We start from the raw sequence: 21,416 nt of genomic DNA on the forward strand, positions 1-21,416 counted from the left end.
CACCATGGCGGCGGTGGCTTCGTCGTTCCCCCAGGGATCCCCATAGGGAGAGTCATGCCCGAGACAGCATCGCGCGGTTCCAGTACAGACAACTCGCCGCAGTGCGGCCCCGTTTCCTCCGCCTCCGCTTCACGCGCCGCAGGCCTCCGCTCTCCTTCGGGTGTTCCGTCCCCCCGCTTCGACAGCCGGATCGGCGTCGGTCTCGCCGGCGGCTTCTATCCGGCGCCGCACCGCTACGAGCTGTTCCTGTCGGCGAGTTGTCCGCGCTCGCAGCGCATCTCCATCACTCTCGGCCTCCTCGGTCTGCAGGACTCGGTCGCCACCACGCTCCTGACCCACCCGTCCGGGACACCCGAGGCCTTCGCCTCGCTGCGCAGTGCGTACGAGGCAACGGTGCACCACTACGACGGACCGCTGACGGCTCCCGCCCTGTGCGACCGCTGGAGTGGCCGCATCGTCAGCAACCACACGCCCGACATTCTCCGCGACCTGGCGGGTCTGCTGTCCGGGCACAACGAGGCCTGCCCCTCCGCACTGCACCCGCCGGAGCTCGCCGCGGACATCGAAGCCCTGCGTGAGCTGCTCGACCGGAAGGTCACTCCGTCCGCAACGCCCTCGGAGCGCTCGGCGGCGCTCGACCTGATGGAGCGCCGGCTCTCCTTGCATCCCTATGCGCTGGGTACGGAGCTGACGGCCGCCGATGTGGACCTGTGGGTGGCGCTCGTCCAGCCCGGCGCCAACTTCCTGCGCCCGTACCCCCTGCTCCAGGACTTCGTCCGCCGCCTCGGCGACCACCCCGCCTTCCCGTCCGCGAACGACGTGGCGTCCGACGCGGCGTGAGCCCCGGCGCTCAGCCGTCGTCGCGCGCGGTTGTCCGACCGGCTCCACCGGCAGGCTCCCCCGCCGAGGGATAGCGGACGAAGAGGATGCCCTGCACATCCCCGTCGGGCGCGCTGTAGACGTGGGGCACGTCGGCCCGCCAGTGCGCGCAGGCGCCGGGGCCGGCCGTGCTGATGCCGTCCGGCGGGCCGACAACGGCGGTGCCGGTCAGGACCATCAGGCTCTCCTGCGTACCCGGGACGTGCCCTTGCGACTCCTGTACGGCACCCGCCGTGATGCTGATGCGGAACACGTCGGTGACCGCGGACCCGTCCTCGTACCGCTCCAGAAGAACGGCGGTGACGGCACTTCCCGAGACCCCGGGAAGTGCCGGGCCGGAGCCGCCTCTCGGGCGCAGGTCGCTCAGTACGGCGCTGAGCGGCAGGCCGAGTGCGGTGGTGAGGGCGTACAACGTCTCCAGGGTGGGGTTGCGCGTGCCGCTCTCCAGCTCCGAGAGCGTGCCCTTGCCCACGCGGGAGCGCCTGGACAGCTCCGACAGCGACAGGTCCCGCTCGCGCCGCAGCGCTCGCAGCCTGCGCCCCACGTCCTCGTTCAGCCCCATCGGCCGTGCACCCGCTCCGCTGTCCTGGTTGACGGGCGTCGGCCCGCCTCTCTAGTGTTCCACATACAGAACGTTCCGTATACGGAACACACCGCGGCGCGCCGGGTCAGCCGCCGGCCATCGGCGCAGGCCGGCACCGCACCCGGTCGGGCACAGCACAGGAAAGTGACTCACTCATGTTCACGATCACCCGCATACGCTCGGCCGCGCCGCCCTCGGCCGTGGTCGCCGGACTGATCGCCGTCATGGTCGGGGTCACCAGTTCGGCGGCGCTGGTCTTCACGGCCGCGCAGGCGGCGGGGGCGGACTCACGCGAGATCTCCTCCTGGATGCTGGCGCTCGGCGTCGGACTGGCCTGCACCTGCATCGGGCTGTCGCTGCGTTACCGGGCGCCCGTCGTGACCGCCTGGTCGACGCCGGGAGCCGCGTTGCTCACGACCGGCCTGAGCGGTGTGTCGATGGCTCAGGCGGTCGGGGCGTTCGTCTTCTCGGCCCTGCTCATCCTTGTGAGCGGTGTGACGGGCTGGTTCAGCCGTCTCATGGGCCGGATCCCGGTGCCGCTGGCGGCCGCACTTCTCGCCGGGGTGCTGCTGCGGTTCGGCACAGGGCTGTTCAGCACGATGGACGGCGGATTCGCGGTCGCGTTCCCCATGTTCGTGATCTACCTGCTGGGCCGGCGCCTGCTGCCCCGGTACGCGGTGCTGCTGGCGCTCGCCGCAGGCGTGGTGGCCACCGTGTTCACCGGCGGCTGGCAGCTGGGCAAGGTCCGGCTCGCCCTGGCCACCCCCGCCTTCACCGCGCCGGAGTTCGACTGGAAGGTCCTCGTCAGCGTCGGTGCGCCCCTCTTCGTCGTCACGATGGCCTCGCAGAACCTGCCCGGCGTCGCCGTGATCCGCGGTGCCGGCTACGACGTGCCGGTCTCGCCCCTGATGACGTGGACCGGGGCGGCCAATGCCGTCCTGGCACCCTTCGGGGCGTTCGGCCTCAACCTGGCCGCGATCACGGCCGCCATCTGCACGGGCGAGGAAGCACACCCCGACCGCGACAGACGCTTCCTTGCCGCCGTGTGGGCGGGCGTCTTCTACCTCTGTGTCGGCCTTCTCGGCGCCACCGTCGCCTCGCTCCTCACCGCGATGCCGCAGGAACTCGTCCTGACGATCGCCGGGATCGGCCTGCTCGCCACCATCGAGGCCTCCCTGTCCACGGCACTGGCCGACAAGGCGTCCAGGGAGGCGGCCGTGGTGACGTTCCTCGCCACCGCCTCCGGCGTGACGCTGCTGGGGATCGGCTCCGCGTTCTGGGGCCTGCTGGCCGGCCTGGTCACCGGCGTGATCGCCTCGGCGGGCCGCCCGCGCCGCAAGGAGCCCGCGCCCGACCCCCGGCCGGACGAAGTCCGCGTCCGCTGAGGCCCGCCGGGTCCCACGGCGGATTCCGGGGCCCTCGTGCCCCGTCCGTGGGACGGGGTTGCCGCGGAGAGCGCGAGCGGGGTGGGATGGCCACCATGCAGAAAGCGGTTTCCCAACCCTCCGCCGAACCCCTGGCGCCCTTCGACCACCTCGACCACCGCTACCGCGGCGAGAACCCGTTCCGCACCCTCGGCCACCTCTTCCGGCCAGACCGTGGGCGGCTGGCCCTCGCGGTCGTCTTCTTCGTCGTGAAGCACAGCCCCATCTGGCTGCTGCCCCTGATCACCGCCACGGTCCTGGACGTGGTCGTCCAGCACGGCCCGGAATCCAGGCTCTGGAAGTCCACCGGCGTCCTGTTGTTCATCCTCGTGATCAACTACCCGCTCCACCAGTGGTACGTACGCTGCCTCGGCGGCAGCATCCGGCGCATGGGCACGACCCTTCGCTCTGCGCTCTGCCGCCGGATGCAGCAGTTGTCCATCGGCTATCACTCACGGATCAGTTCGAGTGTCCTGCAGGCCAAGGTGGTCCGCGACGTGGAGTCGGTGGAGCAGATGATGCAGCAGAGCGCCGACATGGGACTGGGCGCCGTCGTGACGCTGGTCGGCGGTCTCGTGGTCATCGGCGTGCGCGTGCCCGCCTTCCTTCCCGTCTTCCTGATCGTGGTGCCCGCGGCGGGCTTCCTCGTGATGAAGCTGCGCGCCCGACTGCGCAGTCACAACGAGTCCTTCCGGCGCGAGGTCGAACAGCTCTCCTCCCGCGTCGGCGAGATGACCACGCTCATCCCCATCACCCGCGCCCACGGGCTGGAGCGCACCGCGCTCGGGCGGGTCGACGGTTCGCTGCGCCAGGTCTTCGCGGCCGGTCTGCGCCTGGACGTGATCAACGGCCGCTTCGGCTCGCTGGCCTGGGTCATCCTCAACACGCTGGGCGTGCTGTGCCTGACCGGGTCCGCCCTGGTCGCCTACCACGGCTGGATGCCCATCACCCCCGGCGACGTCGTCATGCTCAGCGCCTTCTTCACCGTCCTGACGGGTTCCGTCACCACGCTGCTGGGGCTGGCTCCCATCCTCACCAAGGGCCTGGAGTCGGTGCGTTCGGCAGGTGAGGTACTCCAGGCACCCGACCTCGAACACAACGCCGGCAAGGCACAGGTCGACCGCGTCACCGGCCGGATCGACTTCGAGGACGTCGGCTTCGCCTACGACGACGCGGCCCCCGCCGTCGACGGGTTCACCCTCTCGGCACGGCCGGGCGAGACGATCGCGCTGGTCGGCGCGTCGGGCGCGGGCAAGTCGACCGTGCTGAACCTCCTCATCGGATTCATCCGGCCCACCTCGGGCCGCATCATGCTCGACGGGACCGACATGGCGGGCCTCGATCTGCGCAGCTACCGGCGGTTCCTGTCCGTGGTGCCGCAGGAGTCGATCCTCTTCGAGGGCAGCATCCGCGACAACGTGACGTACGGAATGGGAGACACCGACGAAGCCACGCTGATACAGGCGCTGGCGGACGCCAACGCGCTGGAGTTCGTCAAGGACCTGCCGCTCGGCCTCGACACGGTCGTCGGCGAGCGGGGAGCGCGGCTCTCGGGCGGCCAGAAGCAGCGACTCGCCATCGCGCGGGCGCTGATCCGCGACCCCAGGGTGCTGGTGCTCGACGAGGCCACCTCCGCGCTGGACAACCGCTCCGAGGCCCTCGTGCAGGAAGCCCTCTCCCGGCTCGTGCACGGCCGTACGGTCTTCGTCGTCGCCCACCGGCTCTCCACGATCCAGGGCGCCGACCGCATCGTGGCGATGAAGGGCGGCCGGATCGCCGAGGTGGGGACGCACGACGAACTGATCGGCCGGGAAGGGGTGTACGCGGGCCTTCAGCCCGCCTACCCGTAGCGGCCTGGCGTGGCGCCGCCGGACGGCGGCGCCACGCGGATCACCAGTCGTGGACGCTGCCGTCCCGCAGGCGGTTGACCGGAAGATAGGCCTGCACGTACGGATGCGCGGCCGCCGCCTCCTCGTCCAGCTCCACACCGATACCCGGCGCCTCGCCCGGGTGCAGGTACCCGTCGGTGAAGGTGTACGCGTGCCGGAACACCTCCTCGGTGAGAGGGCTGTGGCCCGAGTACTCCTGGATGCCGAAGTTGTGAACGGCGAGATCGAGGTGGACGGCCGCGGCCATCCCGACCGGCGAGATGTCCTCCGGCCCGTGGACGGCGCTCTTCACCTGGTACTGAGCGGCGAAGTCGAAGAGCTTGCGCAGCGGCGTGACCCCGCCGAAGTGGGTGACAGCCGAACGTGCGTAGTCGATCAGCTGCTCGGTGATCAGCGCCTGGTAGTCGTACACGGTGTTGAAGACCTCGCCGACGGCCAGGGGCGTGGTGGTGTGGCGGCGGACCAGACGCAGCGCCTCCTGGTTCTCGGCCGGAGTGCAGTCCTCCAGCCAGAACGGCCGGAACGGCTCCAGGTCCCTGCCGAGCCGAGCCGCCTGGATGGGGGTGAGCCGGTGGTGGGCGTCGTGGAGCAACGGCAGCTCGGCGCCGAACTCCGCACGTACCGCCTCGAACACGGCCGGCGTGTGACGCAGGTAGGCGTCCGTGTCCCAGTCCTCCACCAGGGGGCGTGCCTGCTGGTGGGCAACCGTCGTGCCGTCGTCGTCCTGGCTGTGCACGCCGTACACGGCCTTGAGTCCGGGGATGCCCGTCTGGATCCGGACGGCTGGATAGCCCTCGGCCAGCCTGGCCCGTACGGAGTCGAGGAGTTCGGGGATGTCGCGGCCGTTGGCGTGGCCGTAGGTGCCGATGCGCTCCCGGCCGGCGCCGCCCAGCAGCTGGTAGAGCGGCAGGCCGGCGGCCTTCGCCTTGATGTCCCACAGCGCCACGTCCACGGCGGCGATCGCAGCCATGGTCACCGGCCCGCGCCGCCAGTAGGCGCCGCGGTAGAGGTACTGCCAGGTGTCCTCGATCCTGTGCGGGTCGAGTCCGATGAGCAGGGGCACCACATGGTCGGCGAGGTAGCTGACGACGGCCAGCTCCCGTCCGTTGAGCGTGGCGTCGCCGAGCCCGGTGATGCCTTCGTCGGTCGTCAGTCTCAGGGTGACGAAGTTGCGTCCCGGGCTGGTGACGACGACCTTCGCGTCGGTGATCTCCATGGACTCTCTTTCGGGAGGGAACGGGCAGAACGCCAGGGGGTTGTGTGCACCGACGTGCCCAGGGAACCTGGCCACGCCTGCGCTGTGGGGGTACCGAGCGGGTCCCTGCGGAACGGCCCGCGTGGTCAACTCCGGGACGGGCGGACACCGGAGCGCCGGGACATGAGCTCACACCGGTCGGCAGCTGCACCGGAGGTCCGTACACGTCCGTCGATTCGCTCAGCCACAGCACACACGCATCGCCCCGTGCCCGGGCCACCAGCAGGGAGTTCGCGGCTGAGGTCCACGGCGAGTCAGTGGTCCGGAAGCGAGCCTGCGGCCTCCGGAAACGAACCCTGCCCGGCCGAAGCGAGCAGCATCGGAAGACTGGTTGCCTCGGGCATGAGGGCGTCGCGGGACACGCGCGTCCCGGTGGCGAGCGCCCGGCCCACGGAGGAGGCGTGGGCACTTGCCGGGAGGATTCCGCGGCTGCCGCTGAGGATCACGTCGACTCCGCCCGTCGCGCCGTCCGGCTCCGTGGTCCGGTCCAGACGCCGCAACGTCTGCCGGGCGACCGCCTCCGCACTGTCGTACAGGGTGGTGCCGGCAGGCAGCCGCTCCAGAATCTGCCGTGCCACCAGGGGGTAGTGCGTGCACCCCAGCACCACGGCGTCGCAGTGCTGCGGGGTACGCCCGGCGGCATCGGCGATCGCCTGCGACACGGCCGCCGGGTCCCCGCGGTCGATGGCTTCGGCCAGACCGGGACAGGCGATCCGCACGACGGGCTTGCCGTTCGCGAAGTCGGCGATCAAACGGGCCTGATAATCACTCGCCGTGGTCCGCACAGTCGCCCAGACCGCGACGCTCGTGCCGCCGGCCGCGGCCGGCTTCACTGCGGGAACGGTGCCGATCACCGGCACATGGGGTTCGAACTCCTGGCGCAGGGCGTCGATCGCAGTGACGGTCGCGGTGTTGCAAGGCACGACGATCGCCTCCGCGCCCTGCCCGACCGCCGTGCGAGCGGCGGTGACCAGACGATCGGTGATGAAGGACGTGCCCTTCGGCCCCCAGGGGGCACCCTCCGGATCCAGGAGCAGCAACAGATCGAGTTCCGGGGAGAGGTGCCGCAGCCAGCCGGCGGTGGAGAGGAGACCAAGTCCGGAGTCGATCAGTGCCACTGTCATGACGATCAAGCTACCAAGCCTGTTCTCACCGCGGGTGGTGCGCGAAGGAGAGACTGCCGTGATCGACTCTCCGGTCCAAAAGAGCACGGCCGGGTGCGTGCGCATGGTCGGCGCCTGACCTGTCCGGCGGACCGGCGGGGCGTGGGGGGTCCTGGTCCCAGCCCCTTCGACCCCTCCCTATCAGCCCCCTCCGCCCCTTCAGGCCCTTCAGTCCCCGATGTAACCCGTCGCCGGATCCACCTGCTTCAAGAATCCCCGGGCGGCGTCCTCGAGCTCCTCCCGTCGCATGGCCGCGGCGCCATGAACGGCCGCCGTGAATCCGTACCCCGGGTTCGGACCGGATTCCCAGTCGAAGTCGTACACCCCGCGACTCCCCGCCCGGCGGGTCACGGTGAACCGCTCTCCGTCCACGTTCAACACCACGTGCCGCACTCCCCCTTCGTACCGTCTCCTCAGCCAACCACAGACACGCCACTCTTCCGATGGCACTGCCCGTTGGGCATCCGCTTCACGGAGTGGCTTCCCAGAAGAATCCTCTGGTTCGCCGAGGCCGCGTACCGATGTCCGGCCGCCACGTACGACATGGATCTCGCCGAGACGGAACGGATCCTGCCCGACGGATCTGGCGCTCGCTGCAGCCCTGACCTCGTCGAAGACCGGCTGCCGTACGGGACAGGGGCTCGGGGACCCGTCGGCCCCGAGCCCCAGTTCGGCCGCTCGCGCCACGGCCCGTCGCCGTCCGCGTGAGCCGGGTCACTTCCCGGCAGCCGCCGCGCATGCCTTCCCCCTTGCGGGGCAGATGGCCAGACCGCCGGGAATCACCCGGCGTCGAACCCATGGCCATCGAAAGGGCAGCACACGACGTGTCGGCACAACACACCATCCAGGTAGCGGGAGAGTGGCGAGCGGCCGCCTCCGGCGCCACGCGCGAGATCCTCGACCCCGTCGACGCGACCGCCTTCGCCGTCGTGTCGGAGGGCGATGTCGTGGACGCGGACGCCGCGGTCGCCGCCGCCAGGGCCGCCTTCGACGCGGGGCCCTGGCCGCACACACCCGTCGCGGAGCGCGCCGCACTGCTCAGGCGGGTGGCGGACCTGCTGGAGCGCGACCGGGAGCGGCTCGGCGCGCTGGAGTGCCGCGACGCGGGCAAGACCCTCGACGAGGGCCGGGTGGACGTGGACTGCGTGCGCGACGCCTTCCGCTATTTCGCCGACCTCGTCATGAACGAGAGCGGCGGACGGGTCGTGGACGCCGGATCCGAGGAGATCCACAGCGTCGTGGTGCACGAACCCGTGGGTGTCTGCGGGCTCATCACACCGTGGAACTATCCACTGCTCCAAGCGAGTTGGAAGATCGCTCCGGCGCTCGCCGCCGGCAACACCTTCGTGATCAAGCCCAGTGAGATCACCCCGCTCACCACCGTCGCCCTGGTCGCGCTGCTCGCCGAGGCGGGACTGCCGCCCGGTGTGGCCAACATCGTGACGGGTGCGGGCGCCACGGTCGGCGCCCGGCTGGCGGACCATCCCGATGTCGACCTGGTGTCCTTCACCGGTGGACTCGCCAGCGGTACGAAGGTGATGCGGGCCGCAGCGGACACGGTCAAGAAGGTCGCACTGGAGCTCGGCGGCAAGAACCCCAACGTGGTGTTCGCCGACGCGTGCGCCACCGAGACGGGTTTCGACACCGCCGTCGACCAGGCACTGAACGCCGCGTTCATCCACAGCGGCCAGGTCTGCTCGGCCGGATCCAGGCTGATCGTCGAGGAGTCGGTGCGGGAACGGTTCGTGGCCGAGCTCGCGCGGCGCGCGGAGAGGATCCGCATCGGCCGCGGCACGGACGACGGTGTCGAGTGCGGTCCGCTCGTCTCCGCCGCGCAGCTCGCCAGGACCGAGGAGTTCGTCGCCTCCGCGCTCAAGGAGGGCGCGGTGCTGCGGGCGGGCGGCGAGCGTCCGGAGGGAGCCGGCTACTTCTACCGGCCGACGGTCCTGGACCGCTGTGACCGCTCCATGCGCGTCGTGCGCGAGGAGGTGTTCGGCCCGGTGCTGACCGTCGAGACCTTCCGTACGGAGGACGAGGCCGTGGCTCTCGCCAACGACACCGAGTACGGACTGGCAGGCGGCGTGTGGACGGCGGACGCGGGCCGCGGGCGCCGGATGGCGGCACGGCTGCGGCACGGGACGGTCTGGATCAACGACTTCCACCCCTACCTTCCGCAGGCGGAGTGGGGCGGGTTCGGCAAGTCCGGCATCGGCCGGGAGCTGGGCCCGACGGGCCTGGCCGAGTACCGCGAGGCCAAGCACATCTACCAGAACCTCGCCCCTCGCCCGGTGCGCTGGTTCGCGGGCTGAACGGGGAGCAGAGGCGATGGAGAACGACATGACCATGTACGACTACGTCATCGTCGGCGGCGGCACCGCCGGTTCGGTGATCGCGTCCCGGCTGACCGAGAATCCCGACGTCACCGTCGCCCTCATCGAGGGCGGACCGAGCGACGTGGGGCGCGACGACGTGCTGACCCTGCGCCGCTGGATGGGTCTTCTCGGCGGTGACCTGGACTACGACTACCCCACCACCGAGCAGCCCCGCGGCAATTCGTACATCCGCCACAGCAGGGCCCGGGTACTCGGCGGGTGCTCGTCCCACAACACCCTGATCGCGTTCAAGCCGCTGCCGTCCGACTGGGACGAGTGGGCGGCCGCCGGTGCGGCGGGGTGGGACGCCTCTTCGATGGACCCGTACTTCGACCGGCTGCGCAACAACATCGTCCCCGTCGACGAGGCCGACCGGAACGCCATCGCACGCGACTTCGTCGACGCGGCGCAGTCGGCACTCGGGGTGCCGCGCGTCGAGGGCTTCAACAAGCAGGCCTTCCAGGACGGTGTGGGGTTCTTCGACCTCGCCTACCACCCGGAGAACAACAAGCGCTCCTCGGCCTCGGTCGCGTATCTGCATCCCTTCCTCGACCGGCCGAACCTCCATATCGCCCTGGAGACCTGGGCGTTCCGCCTGGAGTTCGACGGCAGCCGGGCCACCGGTGTGCGGGTGCGGACCCCGGACGGCGAGGAGCGGGTGGTGCGGGCCCGGCGCGAAGTGGTGGTGTGCGCGGGCGCGGTGGACACGCCTCGGTTGCTGATGCACTCCGGCGTCGGTCACCGCGCGGAGCTGGAGAAGCTCGGCATTCCGGTGCTGCACGACCTGCCGGGGGTCGGCGAGAACCTGCTCGACCACCCGGAGTCGGTCATCGTCTGGGAGACGCACGGGCCGATCCCGGAGAACTCCGCCATGGACAGCGACGCCGGGCTCTTCGTCCGGCGGGATCCGGACAGTCCGGGACCCGACCTGATGTTCCACTTCTACCAGATCCCGTTCACGGACAATCCGGAGCGGCTCGGCTACGAACGCCCGCCGCACGGGGTGTCGATGACCCCGAACATCCCCAAGCCCCGCAGTCGCGGCAGGCTCTACCTGACGAGCCCCGACCCGGATGTCAAACCGGCCCTGGACTTCCGCTACTTCACCGATTCGGACGACTACGACGGACGCACCCTCGTCGACGGGATCAGGATCGCCCGGGAGATCGCCGCTCAGGAGCCGCTGGCCGGCTGGCTGAAGCGTGAGGTCTGTCCGGGGCCGGAGGTCACCTCCGACGAGGATCTGAGCGAATACGCGCGCAAGGTCGCGCACACCGTCTATCACCCGGCCGGAACGTGCCGCATGGGCGCGCCCGACGACGCGCTCGCCGTGGTCGCACCGGACCTGCGCGTCCGGGGCCTCGACGCCATCCGGATAGCCGACGCGTCGGTCTTCCCGACGATGACGACCGTCAACCCGATGATCGGAGTCCTGATGGTCGGCGAGAAATGTGCGGATCTGCTCGGCGCCACCCATGGGAGTCATGTCTGATGAACACGCCACCGCACGTCTTCTCCGTACGCAACCTCTGGAAGGTGTTCGGCCCGAAGGCCGAACGCGTGCCCGGTGATGCCGAACTCGGTGCGCTCGACGCCGCGGAGCTGCGCGCACGCACCGGCTGCACCGCCGCCGTGCGTGACGTCTCCTTCGATGTCCGCAAGGGCGAGGTGTTCGTCGTGATGGGGCTGTCCGGTTCGGGCAAGTCCACGCTCGTACGCTGCCTCACCCGGCTCATCGAGCCGACCTCCGGCGAGATCACCATGGACGGCGAGGACGTGCTGTCGATGAACACCGGACGGCTGCGCGAACTGCGCCGCCACCGGGCCGCCATGGTCTTCCAGCACTTCGGTCTGCTGCCGCACCGCTCGGTCCTCGACAACGTCGCCTACGGCCTGGAGATCCAGGGCATGGGCCGGTCCGAACGCCGCGACCGCGCGGCCGGGTTCATCGCCAAGGTCGGGCTCGACGGGCTGGAGAGCCGCCGCCCCGGGCAGCTGTCGGGCGGTCAGCAGCAGCGGGTCGGGCTGGCGCGCGCACTCGCCGTCGACCCCGAAGTGCTGCTGTTCGACGAGCCGTTCAGCGCGCTCGACCCGCTGATCCGCCGCGATATGCAGGAGGAGGTCGTGCGGCTGCACCGTGAGGAGGGCCGCACGATGGTCTTCATCACCCATGACCTGAACGAGGCGCTGAAGCTCGGCGACCGCATCGCACTGATGCGCGACGGCCGGATCGTGCAGCTCGGCACGCCGGAGGAGATCGTGGGCTCGCCCGCCGACGACTACGTCCGCGACTTCGTACGGGACGTGCCGCGCGAACAGGTGGTGACCGTGCGGGCCGCCATGCGCCCCGCGGACGGTGCGGAGAGCGTCTCCGGTCCTGCGCTGGCCCCGGGAGCCACCGTCTCCGAGGCGATCGAGGCGGTCGTCCGCACCGGGGAGACGGCACGTGTGGTCGAGGACGGGCGCTGTCTGGGCGTGGTCGACCACGCGTGCCTGCTCGGCGTCGTGGCCGGGGTCCCGTCCGTGAAGGAGGCCGCGTGATGCGAGTGGACAACGCGTCGGGACCACCGGGCCGTACGCACGAAGGCGTCGCCCACCGCCAGGCCACCGAGGAGACCGTCGGCGGGAGGTGGGCGATATGACAGCGACCGCGACGCCTGCTGCCCCGCTCGGCGCGGCCGGGCAGGCCGCCCCTCTCGCCCGGCACCGCACCGGGCTCCTGCTGGCCGGCGCTGCCGTGCTGCTGGTGATCGGCACCGTCCTCGTCGGCCACGGTGCGTGGCCTGCGCGGCTCACCGTGGACCTCACCGGACCGCTCGGTGACGTCAGCGACTGGATCATCGACAACCGCGACACGCATCCACTGTTCCTCTACTTCTTCGGGCACCTCAGCAACGCCGTGGTGCTCTCGGTCCGCGGGGTCTACCTGGTCCTGCTCGCCGCCGGCTGGGCCGGTGTCACCGCGGCGGCCGGACTGATCGCCTGGCGGGTCGCGGGGGTCAGGCTCGCGCTGACCGCCGTCGTCGCCTTCCTCGTCTGCGCCGCGCTCGGCATGTGGGTGCCCACCATGCAGACTCTTGCGCTGATGGTCATCGCGGTCCTGGCATCGGTGGTGTTCGGGGCGGTCCTCGGCCTCGCCGCGGGGCTCTCGGACCGCGTCTTCCGCATCCTGCGGCCGCTGCTCGACACCATGCAGGTCATGCCGGCCTTCGCGTATCTGCTGCCGGTGGTGCTCGTGTTCGGCATCGGTGTCCCCGCCGCCGTCCTCGCGACCGTCGTCTACGCGGCGCCTGCGATGGCCCGGCTGACGGCGCTCGGGCTGCGCGACGCCGACGCGGGAGTGCTGGAGGCGGCTGCCTCGCTCGGTGCCACGGGACGGCAGCGGCTGCTCACCGCCCGTCTTCCGCTGGCCCGCAGGGAGCTGCTGCTCGGTCTCAACCAGACGATCATGATGGCTCTGTCGATGGCCGTGATCGCCTCGGTGATCGGCGCCGGCGGGCTCGGTGACCGCGTCTACCAGGCGCTCGCCTCCGTCGACGTGGGCGCCGCGCTCGCGGCCGGGATCCCGATCGTCCTGCTCGCCGTGGTGCTCGACCGGGTCACCGCAGCAGCCGGCCACCGCCTGGGCGCGGCGCCCCGCGCCGGCTCCGCCCGGTTCGGCTTGGCCGTCGCCGCGGCCGGCACCGTTGCTGCCGCCGTCGTGGCCCGTCTGGTCTCCGGGACGGGCTGGCCGGACGGATGGACGGCCGACATCGCCCGTCCCGTCAACACGGCCGTCGGCTGGATGACCGACCACCTGTACTCCGGTGTGCCCGTGATCGGGGGCACGGCGGACTGGGCCGGCCGGTTCACCACCTGGGTCCTGGACCCGGTGCGCGACGGACTGCAGTGGCTGCCCTGGTGGGCTGTGCTCCTGCTGATCGCCGTGCTCGCCCTGCTGATCGGCACCTGGCGCACCATGCTGACCGCTGTCCTCGCGATGGCCGCCATCGGTGTCCTCGGGGTCTGGGACCCGGCGCTCGACACGCTGTCCCAGGTGCTGGCCGGTGTCGCGGTGACCCTGGTGGCCGGTTTCGCCGTCGGGATCGCCGCCTCCCGCAGTGAACGGGTGGAACGGCTGCTTCGGCCGGTGCTGGACGTGTTCCAGACGATGCCGCAGTTCGTCTATCTCATCCCGGTCGTCGCCCTGTTCGGCGTCGGCCGCGCACCGGCGGTGGCCGCTGCCGTCGTCTACGCGCTGCCCGCCGTCGTACGGATCACCACACAGGGCATGAACGGCGTCGACGCCGTCACCATGGAGTCCTCCCGCTCGCTCGGAGCGACGGGCATCCAGCAACTGCTCAAGGTCCAGCTGCCGCTGGCCCGCCCGGCGCTGCTCCTCGCCGTCAACCAGGGCGTCGTCCTGGTCCTGGCCGTCGTGGTGATCGGCGGCCTCGTCGGCGGAGGTTCGCTCGGCTACGCCGCCGTGTTCGGTCTCGCCCAGGGAGACCTGGCGACCGGTCTGGTGGCCGGCGGTGCGATCGTCCTCCTCGGCCTGATGCTCGACCGGGTCACCCAGCCGACCCGGCGCCGCTCCGGAAAGGGGGCCTGACATGGCTCGTACGCGTACTCCTCTCGTCACGCTCGCATCCGCCACGGTCCTGGTCGCCGTGGCCGGCTGCGGCGCGGCGGACATGACACAACAGGCCTCCCCGTTCGCCAACGCGCGGGGGGCTGGGACCGTGACCCTGTCCGTGCAGTCGTGGGTGGGTGCCCAGGCCAATGTCGCCGTGGCCGAGTACCTCCTCGAACACGAGCTGGGCTACCGGGTCGACACCGTGCAGATCGACGAGGTGCCGGCCTGGGACGCCCTCAGCCAGGGCCGGGTGGACGCGATCCTGGAGGACTGGGGCCACCCGGACCAGGAGGCCCGGTACGTCCGGGACAAGAAGACCATTCGGTCCGGCGGTGAGCTCGGGGTGACCGGCCACATCGGCTGGTTCGTGCCGACGTACTTCGCGAAGGCGCATCCCGATGTCACCGACTGGCGCAACCTCGACAAGTACGCCGACAGCTTCCGCACGGCCGAGAGCGGTGGCAAGGGCCAACTGCTGGACGGCTCGCCGTCGTATGTCACCAATGACAAGGCACTCGTACAGAATCTCGGCCTGGACTACCAGGTCGTGTTCTCGGGGTCCGAGGCGGCGCAGATCACCCAGATCAAGCAGTTCGCCAAGGGGAGGAAGCCGTTCCTCACCTACTGGTACAAGCCGCAGTGGCTGTTCGAGCAGGTGCCGATGACGGAGGTGAAGCTCCCGGCGTACAAGGAGGGCTGCGACGCCGAGCCGGAGAAGGTGGCATGCGCCTATCCGCACACGCCGCTGAAGAAGTACCTCAACGCGCGCTTCGCCGGCACCGGCGGCAAGGCGGCCTCGTTCCTCAAGAACTTCTCGTGGGACACGGCGGACCAGAACGAGGTCGCCATGATGATCGCCGATCAGAAGATGTCGCCGCAGGACGCGGCCGAGAAGTGGGTGGCCGGGAACGAGAAGAAGTGGCGGGCCTGGATCCCCGGGTGAGCCCTCGGCGGCCGGCCTGAGGGGGCTGTCCCGGCCGCGCCGGGACAGCCCCCTTCGTGGATCAGTCGCACTCGCTCCCGCTGAGGGTGAAGGAGGCCGGATCCTGTGTGGGCGCACCGGTGGCCTGGAACCCGAAGGAGACGGTGCCGCCCGCCGGTATGACCGCGTTGTGCCCGGCGTTCTTCACCGTGACGCGGGAGCCGGTCTGGGTCGCGGTCGCGTTCCAGGCGTTGGTGACCGTCTCGGCCCCGCCGAAGGCGAAGCCCAGCTGCCAGCCGTCTACCGGGGCCTTCCCGGTGTTCCGTACCGCGACGTCGGCCGTGAATCCGCTGCCCCAGGACTGGCTGACCCGGTACGTGACGGCGCAGGATCCGGCCGGGCCGGGCGTCCCCGTGGGGTCGGGCGTCGGCGTCGGGTCGGGTGTCGTGGTCGGATCGGGGTCGGGCGTCGGGTCCGTGCCGTCCGGCGCGGTCCCCCACTGCGGCGCCGCGCCTTCCAGCAGCACCATGTGCGGCGCGTCCACCGGCGTGGTGCCGGGGGTCGTGGCCGTCGACGGGTAGGACCAGTCGTTCGACGGATCCCAGACCCCGGCCGAGGTGATCCGGAACTGCACCTCCTTGCGGTACGCGGACTGGCCGGACGGTGCGATGTCCGTACCGGAGCAGTCCACGGTCACGTAGTAGACGTCGCCCGCCTCGTGCGTGGGGCCGGTCACCTGACCGCACTGGTTGTAGTTGGTGGTGAAGCTGATCTGTTCGGGCGTGACCCCGGGCTCCAGGGTGAAGTAGTAGCGAACGAACGCGTCGGTGAGGGCGCGTGCCGGCCACGCGGACCGGTTCACCACATAGGCCTTGATCTCGGTGAAGTTGCTGCCCGCCGCGTTGACCGACGCCTGGACGGACATCTCGGGCACGTCCGGTGTCTCCTGCTGCGGGAAGTCCGCGAGCGGGGCGCCGCCGTACTCGCCGTAGAGCCGGGCCAGAGCCCCGGTGAAGGCCGCGTTGTAGTCGGTGGCGACCTCGTTGCTCACGTAGTTGGACCGGTCGTCGGTGTACGTGTCGTCCGCCGCGCTGGGCCCGCCGACCAGCGCTCCGTACAGCGTGTGCCGGCTCTCCACGGGGCTGTTGATCTGGTCGGTCCACGAGCCGTGGGCGGTGCGGTGGTGCGGCTTGGTCGGCGGGTTGCTGCCGAAGCCGACCACGTAACTCGACTTGCGCGGGTTGTCGCCGAGCGCGTAGTCGATCTGCCGGACCGCGAAGTCGTGGTATCGGGCCTTGCGGGTGGCGTCCGCGGTCAGCCAGTCGGAGTAACTCAGCGCCACATAAGCGGTGTTCGCCGCATACCGCAGCGATCCCCAACTGTCCAGCACGGCCTGGCCGCCTGGTGAGTAGGCCACCCGCTGCCCGTTGACGCCGACCGTCCACCAGTCCAGCCAGCGGTTCGCGTCGTCGACGTACTTCTGCTTCCCCGTCAATTGCGCGAGCAGCACATACGCCCCGTAGGAACTGTCGTCCCAGGAGAGCGTCCAGCGGTAGGACCGTGTGGTGCTCTGCGGCTCGGTCGAGAGGTTGTCGTAGTACGACTCGGCCTTGGCGAGGTACGAGGCGTCACCGGTGGCCTTGTACAGCCAGATCGCACCCCAGACGAGTTCGTCGTTGTACCCGCTCCAGGAGTTGTAGTACGCCTGCGCGTCGGTGATGCAGTCGCTGTACTTGCCGCGGTAGGTGTCGGCGAAGGTGTACAGCTGCTTCGCGTGGGTGATCAGCTTCGCGGCGTACGCCGGGTCGCTTCCGGCGAACACCATCGACGACGAGGCCATGGCCGCGGCCGTCTGGCCGGCCAGGTCGGTACCGGGACAGGATGTATCGATCTTGTAGGCGGGCCGCTTCATCGGCATCACCTCGGCCGGTCCCCACCACTTGTGGTCGTCCCCGCCGTTGCCCACCTGCCCGTAGAGGACGTTGGGTGACGGGTGCGCCTTGAGGAAGTAGTCGTTGACGAAACGAAGGTTGTTCCTCAGGTACGGAAGCTGGCCCGAGGCTGCGTACGCGTCCTCCTGCTCGACACCTCCCCAGGCGAGCATGGTGGTGGAGAAGGCCATCGGCAGGCCGAACTTGACGTGGTCGCCGGCGTCGTACCAGCCGCCCGTCAGATCCAGACCGACGTCCTTGCCGTCGTCGAGGGCCGAGTCACCGCGCCAGCCGACCCGGTTGCTGTCGGGGAGTGTGCCGGACTGCTGCGCCTCGTAGAACAGAACCGACTTCTGCAGCGCCTCACCGTAGTCGAAGGCCGGTGCGGCGGCCGCGTTGCCGGACAGCGACAGCGGAAGCAGCAGACCGGCGCCGAGAGCGAGCGCCAGCGCGATGGCACCGGGACGGGCGGACCGCTGTGCGGGCGGGCCGCCGCCGGCCCGTCGGTGTCGCCTTCGCAGGGTGGGGAGAGTGAGCGAGCGCAACGGAACATTCCCTTCCGTACGTCGGTGGGGGCGCGGAACCGCAACCTGCATGGGAGCGCTCCCATAGGCGTTGCTCATGAAGCCAGCTACCGAGGGAGCCTGTCAATAGTTCTGGCAGGAACACATCACGCAACGGCTCTCAGGGATGCGCGGGCTCCAGCCGGCAGCGGTGGCGCAACCCCCCGTCCGGGTGACCCCGCGCGCGAACCGGGGCCGTTCGCCGGAGGCTGGCGGCCTGAACGCCCCGCACCTGTGGCGTTGCGACCGGAGGTATGCATGAGCGCGATGTAGATGCCGGCTGAACTGCCGAAGGAATCGGTGCGGCCCATGGCCAGGGCCCGGCCGGCTGCACCGAGACTCAGCTGGCTGACGCCGGCCCTGATGACGACGGCGTCGGTGGCGAGCCTCCGGGCGGCGCCCACGATGGCCGTCTACGGACTGGCCTGTGTCTTCCTCTGCCTCATCCCCGCGATCGTGTTCCTGCTGCCCACCGCACTGGTCTCGGCCGAGCCGGCGTCGGGCTGGCCGGGCGGTGTGTACCGCTGGGTGAGCGAGGGGCTCTCCAAGCCGCTCGGCTTCCTGGCGGTGTGGTGCCAGTTCGCGATGACGCTCCGCTGAGCCGGGTGGCGGGCGTCGTGCCGGAGGACGGGCGCGACGCCCTGGCCGGCTTCCTGGCCCGGCCGCCCTGGCTGACCCGACGGGGTACGTCAGGTCAGCCTGCGCGGTGCGGCCCCTTGCCGGCTTACGGAACGAGCAGTTGGAAGAGGTGTGCGCACGCCACTGCTTCGTCCGGGTGACGGGCGATCACCTCGTACCTGCCCCGTTCGTACGCACCGGTCTCCCACTCCCCGTCGGCTGCCCGCCGCAGGAAGAGGAAGTCGGTGGGGGTGGGGGCCGGTTCGTGGACCCCCTCGATGCGGTAGTAGCCATCGGCCACGCCCGCGGCGCTCAGCGCGCCCCGCAGTTCCCGGCGGTCCACGTCGGGGTTACGCGCCCGCGGGGGTGAGGTAGTCGTGCTCCAGCAGCCACTTGACGTTCAGGCGCTGGCCCTGGCCCGGGTCGAGGAAGACGGCGTCGAGCTTGATCTGCTGGCCTCCGCCGGGCTGCTCGAACCACGGGGCGATGCTGCCCTGCCACACCCAGAACGGCTTGGCGACCTTGTAGACGCGGTAGTCGCAGGCGACGGCCGCGTCACGGGTGTTGAGGTTCTGTGGGGGCAGTGCGCGCTCCGCGTACGCGTCACCGGCCGGGGCCAGGTAGCCGCCGAACTCCGAGCCGAAGCGGTCCAGGCGCTGGCCGGGGCGCAGTTTCGTGGGCTCCTTGTCGATCTCGCCGTTGACCTCGCCGAAACCGTCGTTGGGCGGGTACTTCCAGCTGCCGGAGTCGGCGGGCCCTTCCCAGTACTTCTTCAGGAAGGCCTGCGGGGACAGGGCGCCGGTGCGCTTGTAGCCCTTGAGAAGCGGGCCGACCGGGGCCAGGTTCCTGTTCGGCAGCCACTTCGGGCCGAGCCGCGCGTCGTCGTGGAACTCGCCGGTGCAGGGCTCGTGCATGGCCGTGGTGTCGGCCTTCGGGCTCTCCGGCTTCGCGGAGGCGGAGGCCGCGGGGGCCGTGATCAGCCCGGCAGTGATGCCGAGTGCGGCAAGTACGGTGCGCATGCGGTGCATTCAGGGGTCCCCTCGGGTACTGACGATCAAACGGGAGGTGACCCAGGGTATCCACATGATCACCCTGAGGCTTCACGCCGTGCCGTCGTGTTCCCCCGGGAGGGCGGGGAGTTGCCGGGCTGCGGCGGTGTCGCCGCACGGGCCGAGGTCAGCCCGTGACGGTGTCGCCGGGATCCGCCGGCGCTTCGGCGAGCGCGAACCAGGCTGTCTTGCCCTCGGGTTCGGGGCGCACGCCCCACTGGTCGGCCAGGATGTCGAGCAGCATCAGACCGCGGCCCGACGAGGCGAGCTCGCCGGGGGTCCGCTGGTGGGGCAGTTCGTCGCCGCGGTCCATGACCTCGACGAGCAGTCGGCGATGGCCGGTCTCGCCGGTGACGTACGCGTTGAGGGCGCCGTCCTGGTCGGTGTGGACGAGTACGTTGCCGAGGAGTTCGGTGGCCAGGAGCACCGCGGTGTCCACCTGGTCCGGCCGCGCCCAGTCGTGCAGCAGCGCCTTCAGTTCGGCCCGGGCCTCGGAGAGTCCCTCGCCCTGGTCCTGGCCCACGGTCAGCATCAGCCGGCGCCGGCTGACTTCCGCTCGCACCTGTCCGGGGTCCCGGCGCAGGAGCAGGAGGGCGATGTCGTCACCGTCGCGCGCGGTGTCGCCCTCCCGGTCCCCGGGTTCGGGGCTGAGCACGGCCCCCATGAGCCGGTCGGCCATCCCTTCGAGGTCCTCTACGGGGCCGGGCGAGAACGCGTCACGTACCCGGACCCAGCCGGTGTACATGTCGTGGCCGCCGTTCTCGATCAGCCCGTCCGTGCACAGCATCAGGATCTCGTCGTCGTGCAGGCGGACGATGTCGACGGGGTAGTCCTCCTCGCCGGGCATCAGTCCCAGCGGCAGTCCGCCGCTGATGTGCTTGATCAGACAGGTGCCGTCCGGAGTGCGCAGGACCGGGTGCGGATGTCCGGCCCGCGCGATGTGCAGGTCGCCCGTGGACGGATCGGCCTCGATGTAGAGGCAGGTGGCGAACCGGTCCTCGTCGAGGGTGGTCAGGAAGCGCGAGGCCCGCGCCAGTACGGCATCCGGCCCGTGCCCTTCCGCGGCGTAGGCGTGCACGGCGGTACGCAGCTGGGCCATCAGCCCCGCTGCGTGCACATCGTGCCCCTGGACGTCGCCGATGACCAGGGCGAGGCGGCCGTTGGGCAGGTCGATGCTGTCGTACCAGTCCCCGCCGACCATGAGGCCTCCCCCGGTCGGCACGTAGCGCGTCGCCACACTCAGCCCGGTCAGGGCCGGGCCGTCGGTGCGCATGCTGCGGCGCAGGCCGCGGGAGAGCTCCAGCTCGGCTCTGCTGGCCCGGGCCCGTTCGAGCACCTGGGCGATCATCCGCCCCGTCGTGGTCAGCAGGGCACGCTCGGCAGCCGTGAACGCCACGGGTGCGCGGAAGGCGGTCAGCCAGACTCCGGTGATCCGTCCGGCGGTCACGAGTGGCACGAAGGCCCACGCCTCGCGGTTCTTGCGGGCGGACATGTGCCAGGTCGCCGGGAAACGGCGACGGTACTCCGCCTGGGAGGCGAGGTAGACGGCTCGCCCGGTTCTGGCCACCTCGGCGGCCGGATATCCGGTCGTCATCGGCATCCGGAACCCCTGGTCGGCTCCCCCCGGCCGGAAGCCGTACTGCCCGAGGGCAGTCAGGGTTCCCTCGCCGATACCGAACACACACTGGCCGTCCAGCGTGAAGTCGGGGGTGTACAGGGCGGCCACCAGCTTCAGCGCCTCTTCGAGGGAGTCCGCCTCGGCCAGGGCATGCCCGGCGGAGAGCAGCCGGGAGTCGCGGCGCCTGCCCTCGTCCCCCGTGCCGTCGGCCGGTACCTGCGGGTCCGGGGGGCCGGGGCGGGGCGCCTCCCAGTGGTTCAGGGCGTCGATCTGGTCCCGCTCCGCCTCGAATCCGTCCGGTGGCGGCTCATGCCGTTCACCACCCATCCGGCATCCCTTCGTCCCGATGTCGTCGGCGACTGTTCGTTCCATGCTCCGACGGGAGAGCCCGGTCCGCAGTGCGAGACGTCGTGACGGCAGTGGGGCGCACGGTGCTGCGCCCCACTGTGAGGCGGGCGATCAGGACACCGGCCGGGGCGCGATCGCGGCTTCGAAGGGGGTACCTCGGTCGCCGCGACCCACCGCCCGCCGCCGG

At 70.7% G+C, this 21,416-nt stretch carries 16 protein-coding genes and 1 pseudogene; 9 read left to right on the plus strand and 8 right to left on the minus strand.

Features of this window, described 5'->3' with window-relative positions:
* The first annotated feature begins 54 nt into the window (after positions 1 to 54).
* A complete protein-coding gene (locus SH922_RS01310) occupies positions 55 to 840 on the plus strand; it encodes a cell envelope biogenesis protein OmpA (RefSeq protein ID WP_393053570.1) in 786 nt (261 codons plus the stop codon).
* 10 nt (positions 841 to 850) lie between these two features.
* Here the strand turns inward: SH922_RS01310 and SH922_RS01315 are convergent, their stop codons facing one another.
* On the minus strand, positions 851 to 1,441 hold the full coding sequence (locus tag SH922_RS01315; protein WP_393053573.1) for a helix-turn-helix domain-containing protein: 591 nt from the start codon (positions 1,439 to 1,441) through the stop codon (positions 851 to 853).
* A 176-nt stretch (positions 1,442 to 1,617) separates the two neighbouring features.
* Between SH922_RS01315 and SH922_RS01320 the strand changes: the two genes are divergently transcribed.
* A complete protein-coding gene (locus SH922_RS01320; protein WP_393053575.1) occupies positions 1,618 to 2,847 on the plus strand; it encodes a benzoate/H(+) symporter BenE family transporter in 1,230 nt (409 codons plus the stop codon).
* Positions 2,848 to 2,942: 95 nt separating this feature from the next.
* Positions 2,943 to 4,736 carry an ABC transporter ATP-binding protein gene (locus SH922_RS01325; RefSeq protein WP_393053578.1) on the plus strand — a complete coding sequence of 598 codons (1,794 nt, stop codon included), beginning with the start codon at positions 2,943 to 2,945 and terminating at the stop codon, positions 4,734 to 4,736.
* Positions 4,737 to 4,776: 40 nt separating this feature from the next.
* On the opposite strand, the gene manD is transcribed toward SH922_RS01325, so the two are convergent.
* The 3 genes from manD to SH922_RS01340 all read right to left on the minus strand — a co-directional run bounded on the left by manD (position 4,777) and on the right by SH922_RS01340 (position 7,577).
* On the minus strand, positions 4,777 to 5,991 hold the full coding sequence (gene manD / locus SH922_RS01330) for a D-mannonate dehydratase ManD (protein ID WP_393053581.1): 1,215 nt from the start codon (positions 5,989 to 5,991) through the stop codon (positions 4,777 to 4,779).
* A 293-nt stretch (positions 5,992 to 6,284) separates the two neighbouring features.
* Complete coding sequence (locus tag SH922_RS01335) at positions 6,285 to 7,154, minus strand: glutamate racemase (RefSeq protein WP_393053584.1); 870 nt, start codon at positions 7,152 to 7,154, stop codon at positions 6,285 to 6,287.
* Between the two features lie 207 nt (positions 7,155 to 7,361).
* On the minus strand, positions 7,362 to 7,577 hold the full coding sequence (locus tag SH922_RS01340; protein ID WP_393053586.1) for a hypothetical protein: 216 nt from the start codon (positions 7,575 to 7,577) through the stop codon (positions 7,362 to 7,364).
* A gap of 413 nt (positions 7,578 to 7,990) precedes the next feature.
* Here SH922_RS01340 and SH922_RS01345 point away from each other — a divergent pair, with 413 nt between their 5' ends.
* The 5 genes from SH922_RS01345 (at position 7,991) to SH922_RS01365 (ending at position 15,123) form a co-directional block, all read left to right on the plus strand.
* Positions 7,991 to 9,502 (plus strand): aldehyde dehydrogenase family protein, encoded by a 1,512-nt coding sequence (locus tag SH922_RS01345; protein WP_393053589.1) that lies wholly within the window; start codon positions 7,991 to 7,993, stop codon positions 9,500 to 9,502.
* A gap of 16 nt (positions 9,503 to 9,518) precedes the next feature.
* Entirely contained in the window at positions 9,519 to 11,057 is a 1,539-nt protein-coding gene (locus SH922_RS01350; protein ID WP_393053591.1) for a GMC family oxidoreductase, read from the plus strand.
* The gene (locus SH922_RS01355) at positions 11,057 to 12,106 is read left to right on the plus strand and encodes a glycine betaine/L-proline ABC transporter ATP-binding protein (RefSeq protein ID WP_393053594.1); all 1,050 of its coding nucleotides are present in this window, start codon (positions 11,057 to 11,059) and stop codon (positions 12,104 to 12,106) included. Before SH922_RS01350 ends, SH922_RS01355 begins: the two co-directional genes overlap by 1 nt.
* Before the next feature lie 97 nt (positions 12,107 to 12,203).
* Positions 12,204 to 14,156 (plus strand): ABC transporter permease subunit, encoded by a 1,953-nt coding sequence (locus SH922_RS01360; RefSeq protein ID WP_393053597.1) that lies wholly within the window; start codon positions 12,204 to 12,206, stop codon positions 14,154 to 14,156.
* A gap of 1 nt (position 14,157) precedes the next feature.
* Complete coding sequence (locus SH922_RS01365) at positions 14,158 to 15,123, plus strand: ABC transporter substrate-binding protein (RefSeq protein WP_393053599.1); 966 nt, start codon at positions 14,158 to 14,160, stop codon at positions 15,121 to 15,123.
* Positions 15,124 to 15,184: 61 nt separating this feature from the next.
* Here the strand turns inward: SH922_RS01365 and SH922_RS01370 are convergent, their stop codons facing one another.
* The gene (locus SH922_RS01370; protein WP_393053602.1) at positions 15,185 to 17,578 is read right to left on the minus strand and encodes a glycoside hydrolase family 9 protein; all 2,394 of its coding nucleotides are present in this window, start codon (positions 17,576 to 17,578) and stop codon (positions 15,185 to 15,187) included.
* A gap of 327 nt (positions 17,579 to 17,905) precedes the next feature.
* On the opposite strand from SH922_RS01370, the pseudogene SH922_RS01375 reads away from it, so the two are divergent.
* Positions 17,906 to 18,190, plus strand: a pseudogene (locus SH922_RS01375) (amino acid permease); the annotation flags it as partial.
* Between the two features lie 130 nt (positions 18,191 to 18,320).
* On the opposite strand, the gene SH922_RS01380 reads toward SH922_RS01375, so the two are convergent.
* From SH922_RS01380 to SH922_RS01390, 3 genes are all read right to left on the minus strand, one after another.
* Positions 18,321 to 18,557, minus strand: coding sequence for a hypothetical protein (locus SH922_RS01380; protein ID WP_393053605.1), 237 nt, complete (start codon positions 18,555 to 18,557; stop codon positions 18,321 to 18,323).
* A gap of 7 nt (positions 18,558 to 18,564) precedes the next feature.
* Positions 18,565 to 19,242 (minus strand): TNT domain-containing protein, encoded by a 678-nt coding sequence (locus SH922_RS01385; protein WP_393053608.1) that lies wholly within the window; start codon positions 19,240 to 19,242, stop codon positions 18,565 to 18,567.
* Between the two features lie 148 nt (positions 19,243 to 19,390).
* On the minus strand, positions 19,391 to 21,208 hold the full coding sequence (locus SH922_RS01390; RefSeq protein ID WP_393063432.1) for a SpoIIE family protein phosphatase: 1,818 nt from the start codon (positions 21,206 to 21,208) through the stop codon (positions 19,391 to 19,393).
* Positions 21,209 to 21,416 lie beyond the last annotated feature (208 nt).

Origin of the sequence: Streptomyces sp. LN549 (assembly GCF_043203805.1) — a bacterium.
Taxonomy (GTDB): domain Bacteria; phylum Actinomycetota; class Actinomycetes; order Streptomycetales; family Streptomycetaceae; genus Streptomyces.

Excerpts from the sequence above, each read along its gene's own strand:
- SH922_RS01355 (WP_393053594.1), top strand. The coding sequence starts at position 11,057 with ATGAACACGCCACCGCACGTCTTCTCCGTACGCAACCTCTGGAAGGTG.
- SH922_RS01315 (WP_393053573.1), bottom strand. The coding sequence starts at position 1,441 with ATGGGGCTGAACGAGGACGTGGGGCGCAGGCTGCGAGCGCTGCGGCGC.
- manD (WP_393053581.1), bottom strand. The coding sequence starts at position 5,991 with ATGGAGATCACCGACGCGAAGGTCGTCGTCACCAGCCCGGGACGCAAC.
- SH922_RS01350 (WP_393053591.1), top strand. The coding sequence starts at position 9,519 with ATGGAGAACGACATGACCATGTACGACTACGTCATCGTCGGCGGCGGC.
- SH922_RS01345 (WP_393053589.1), top strand. The coding sequence starts at position 7,991 with ATGGCCATCGAAAGGGCAGCACACGACGTGTCGGCACAACACACCATC.
- SH922_RS01385 (WP_393053608.1), bottom strand. The coding sequence starts at position 19,242 with ATGCACCGCATGCGCACCGTACTTGCCGCACTCGGCATCACTGCCGGG.
- SH922_RS01390 (WP_393063432.1), bottom strand. The coding sequence starts at position 21,208 with ATGGGTGGTGAACGGCATGAGCCGCCACCGGACGGATTCGAGGCGGAG.
- SH922_RS01320 (WP_393053575.1), top strand. The coding sequence starts at position 1,618 with ATGTTCACGATCACCCGCATACGCTCGGCCGCGCCGCCCTCGGCCGTG.
- SH922_RS01335 (WP_393053584.1), bottom strand. The coding sequence starts at position 7,154 with ATGACAGTGGCACTGATCGACTCCGGACTTGGTCTCCTCTCCACCGCC.
- SH922_RS01360 (WP_393053597.1), top strand. The coding sequence starts at position 12,204 with ATGACAGCGACCGCGACGCCTGCTGCCCCGCTCGGCGCGGCCGGGCAG.
- SH922_RS01325 (WP_393053578.1), top strand. The coding sequence starts at position 2,943 with ATGCAGAAAGCGGTTTCCCAACCCTCCGCCGAACCCCTGGCGCCCTTC.
- SH922_RS01365 (WP_393053599.1), top strand. The coding sequence starts at position 14,158 with ATGGCTCGTACGCGTACTCCTCTCGTCACGCTCGCATCCGCCACGGTC.
- SH922_RS01310 (WP_393053570.1), top strand. The coding sequence starts at position 55 with ATGCCCGAGACAGCATCGCGCGGTTCCAGTACAGACAACTCGCCGCAG.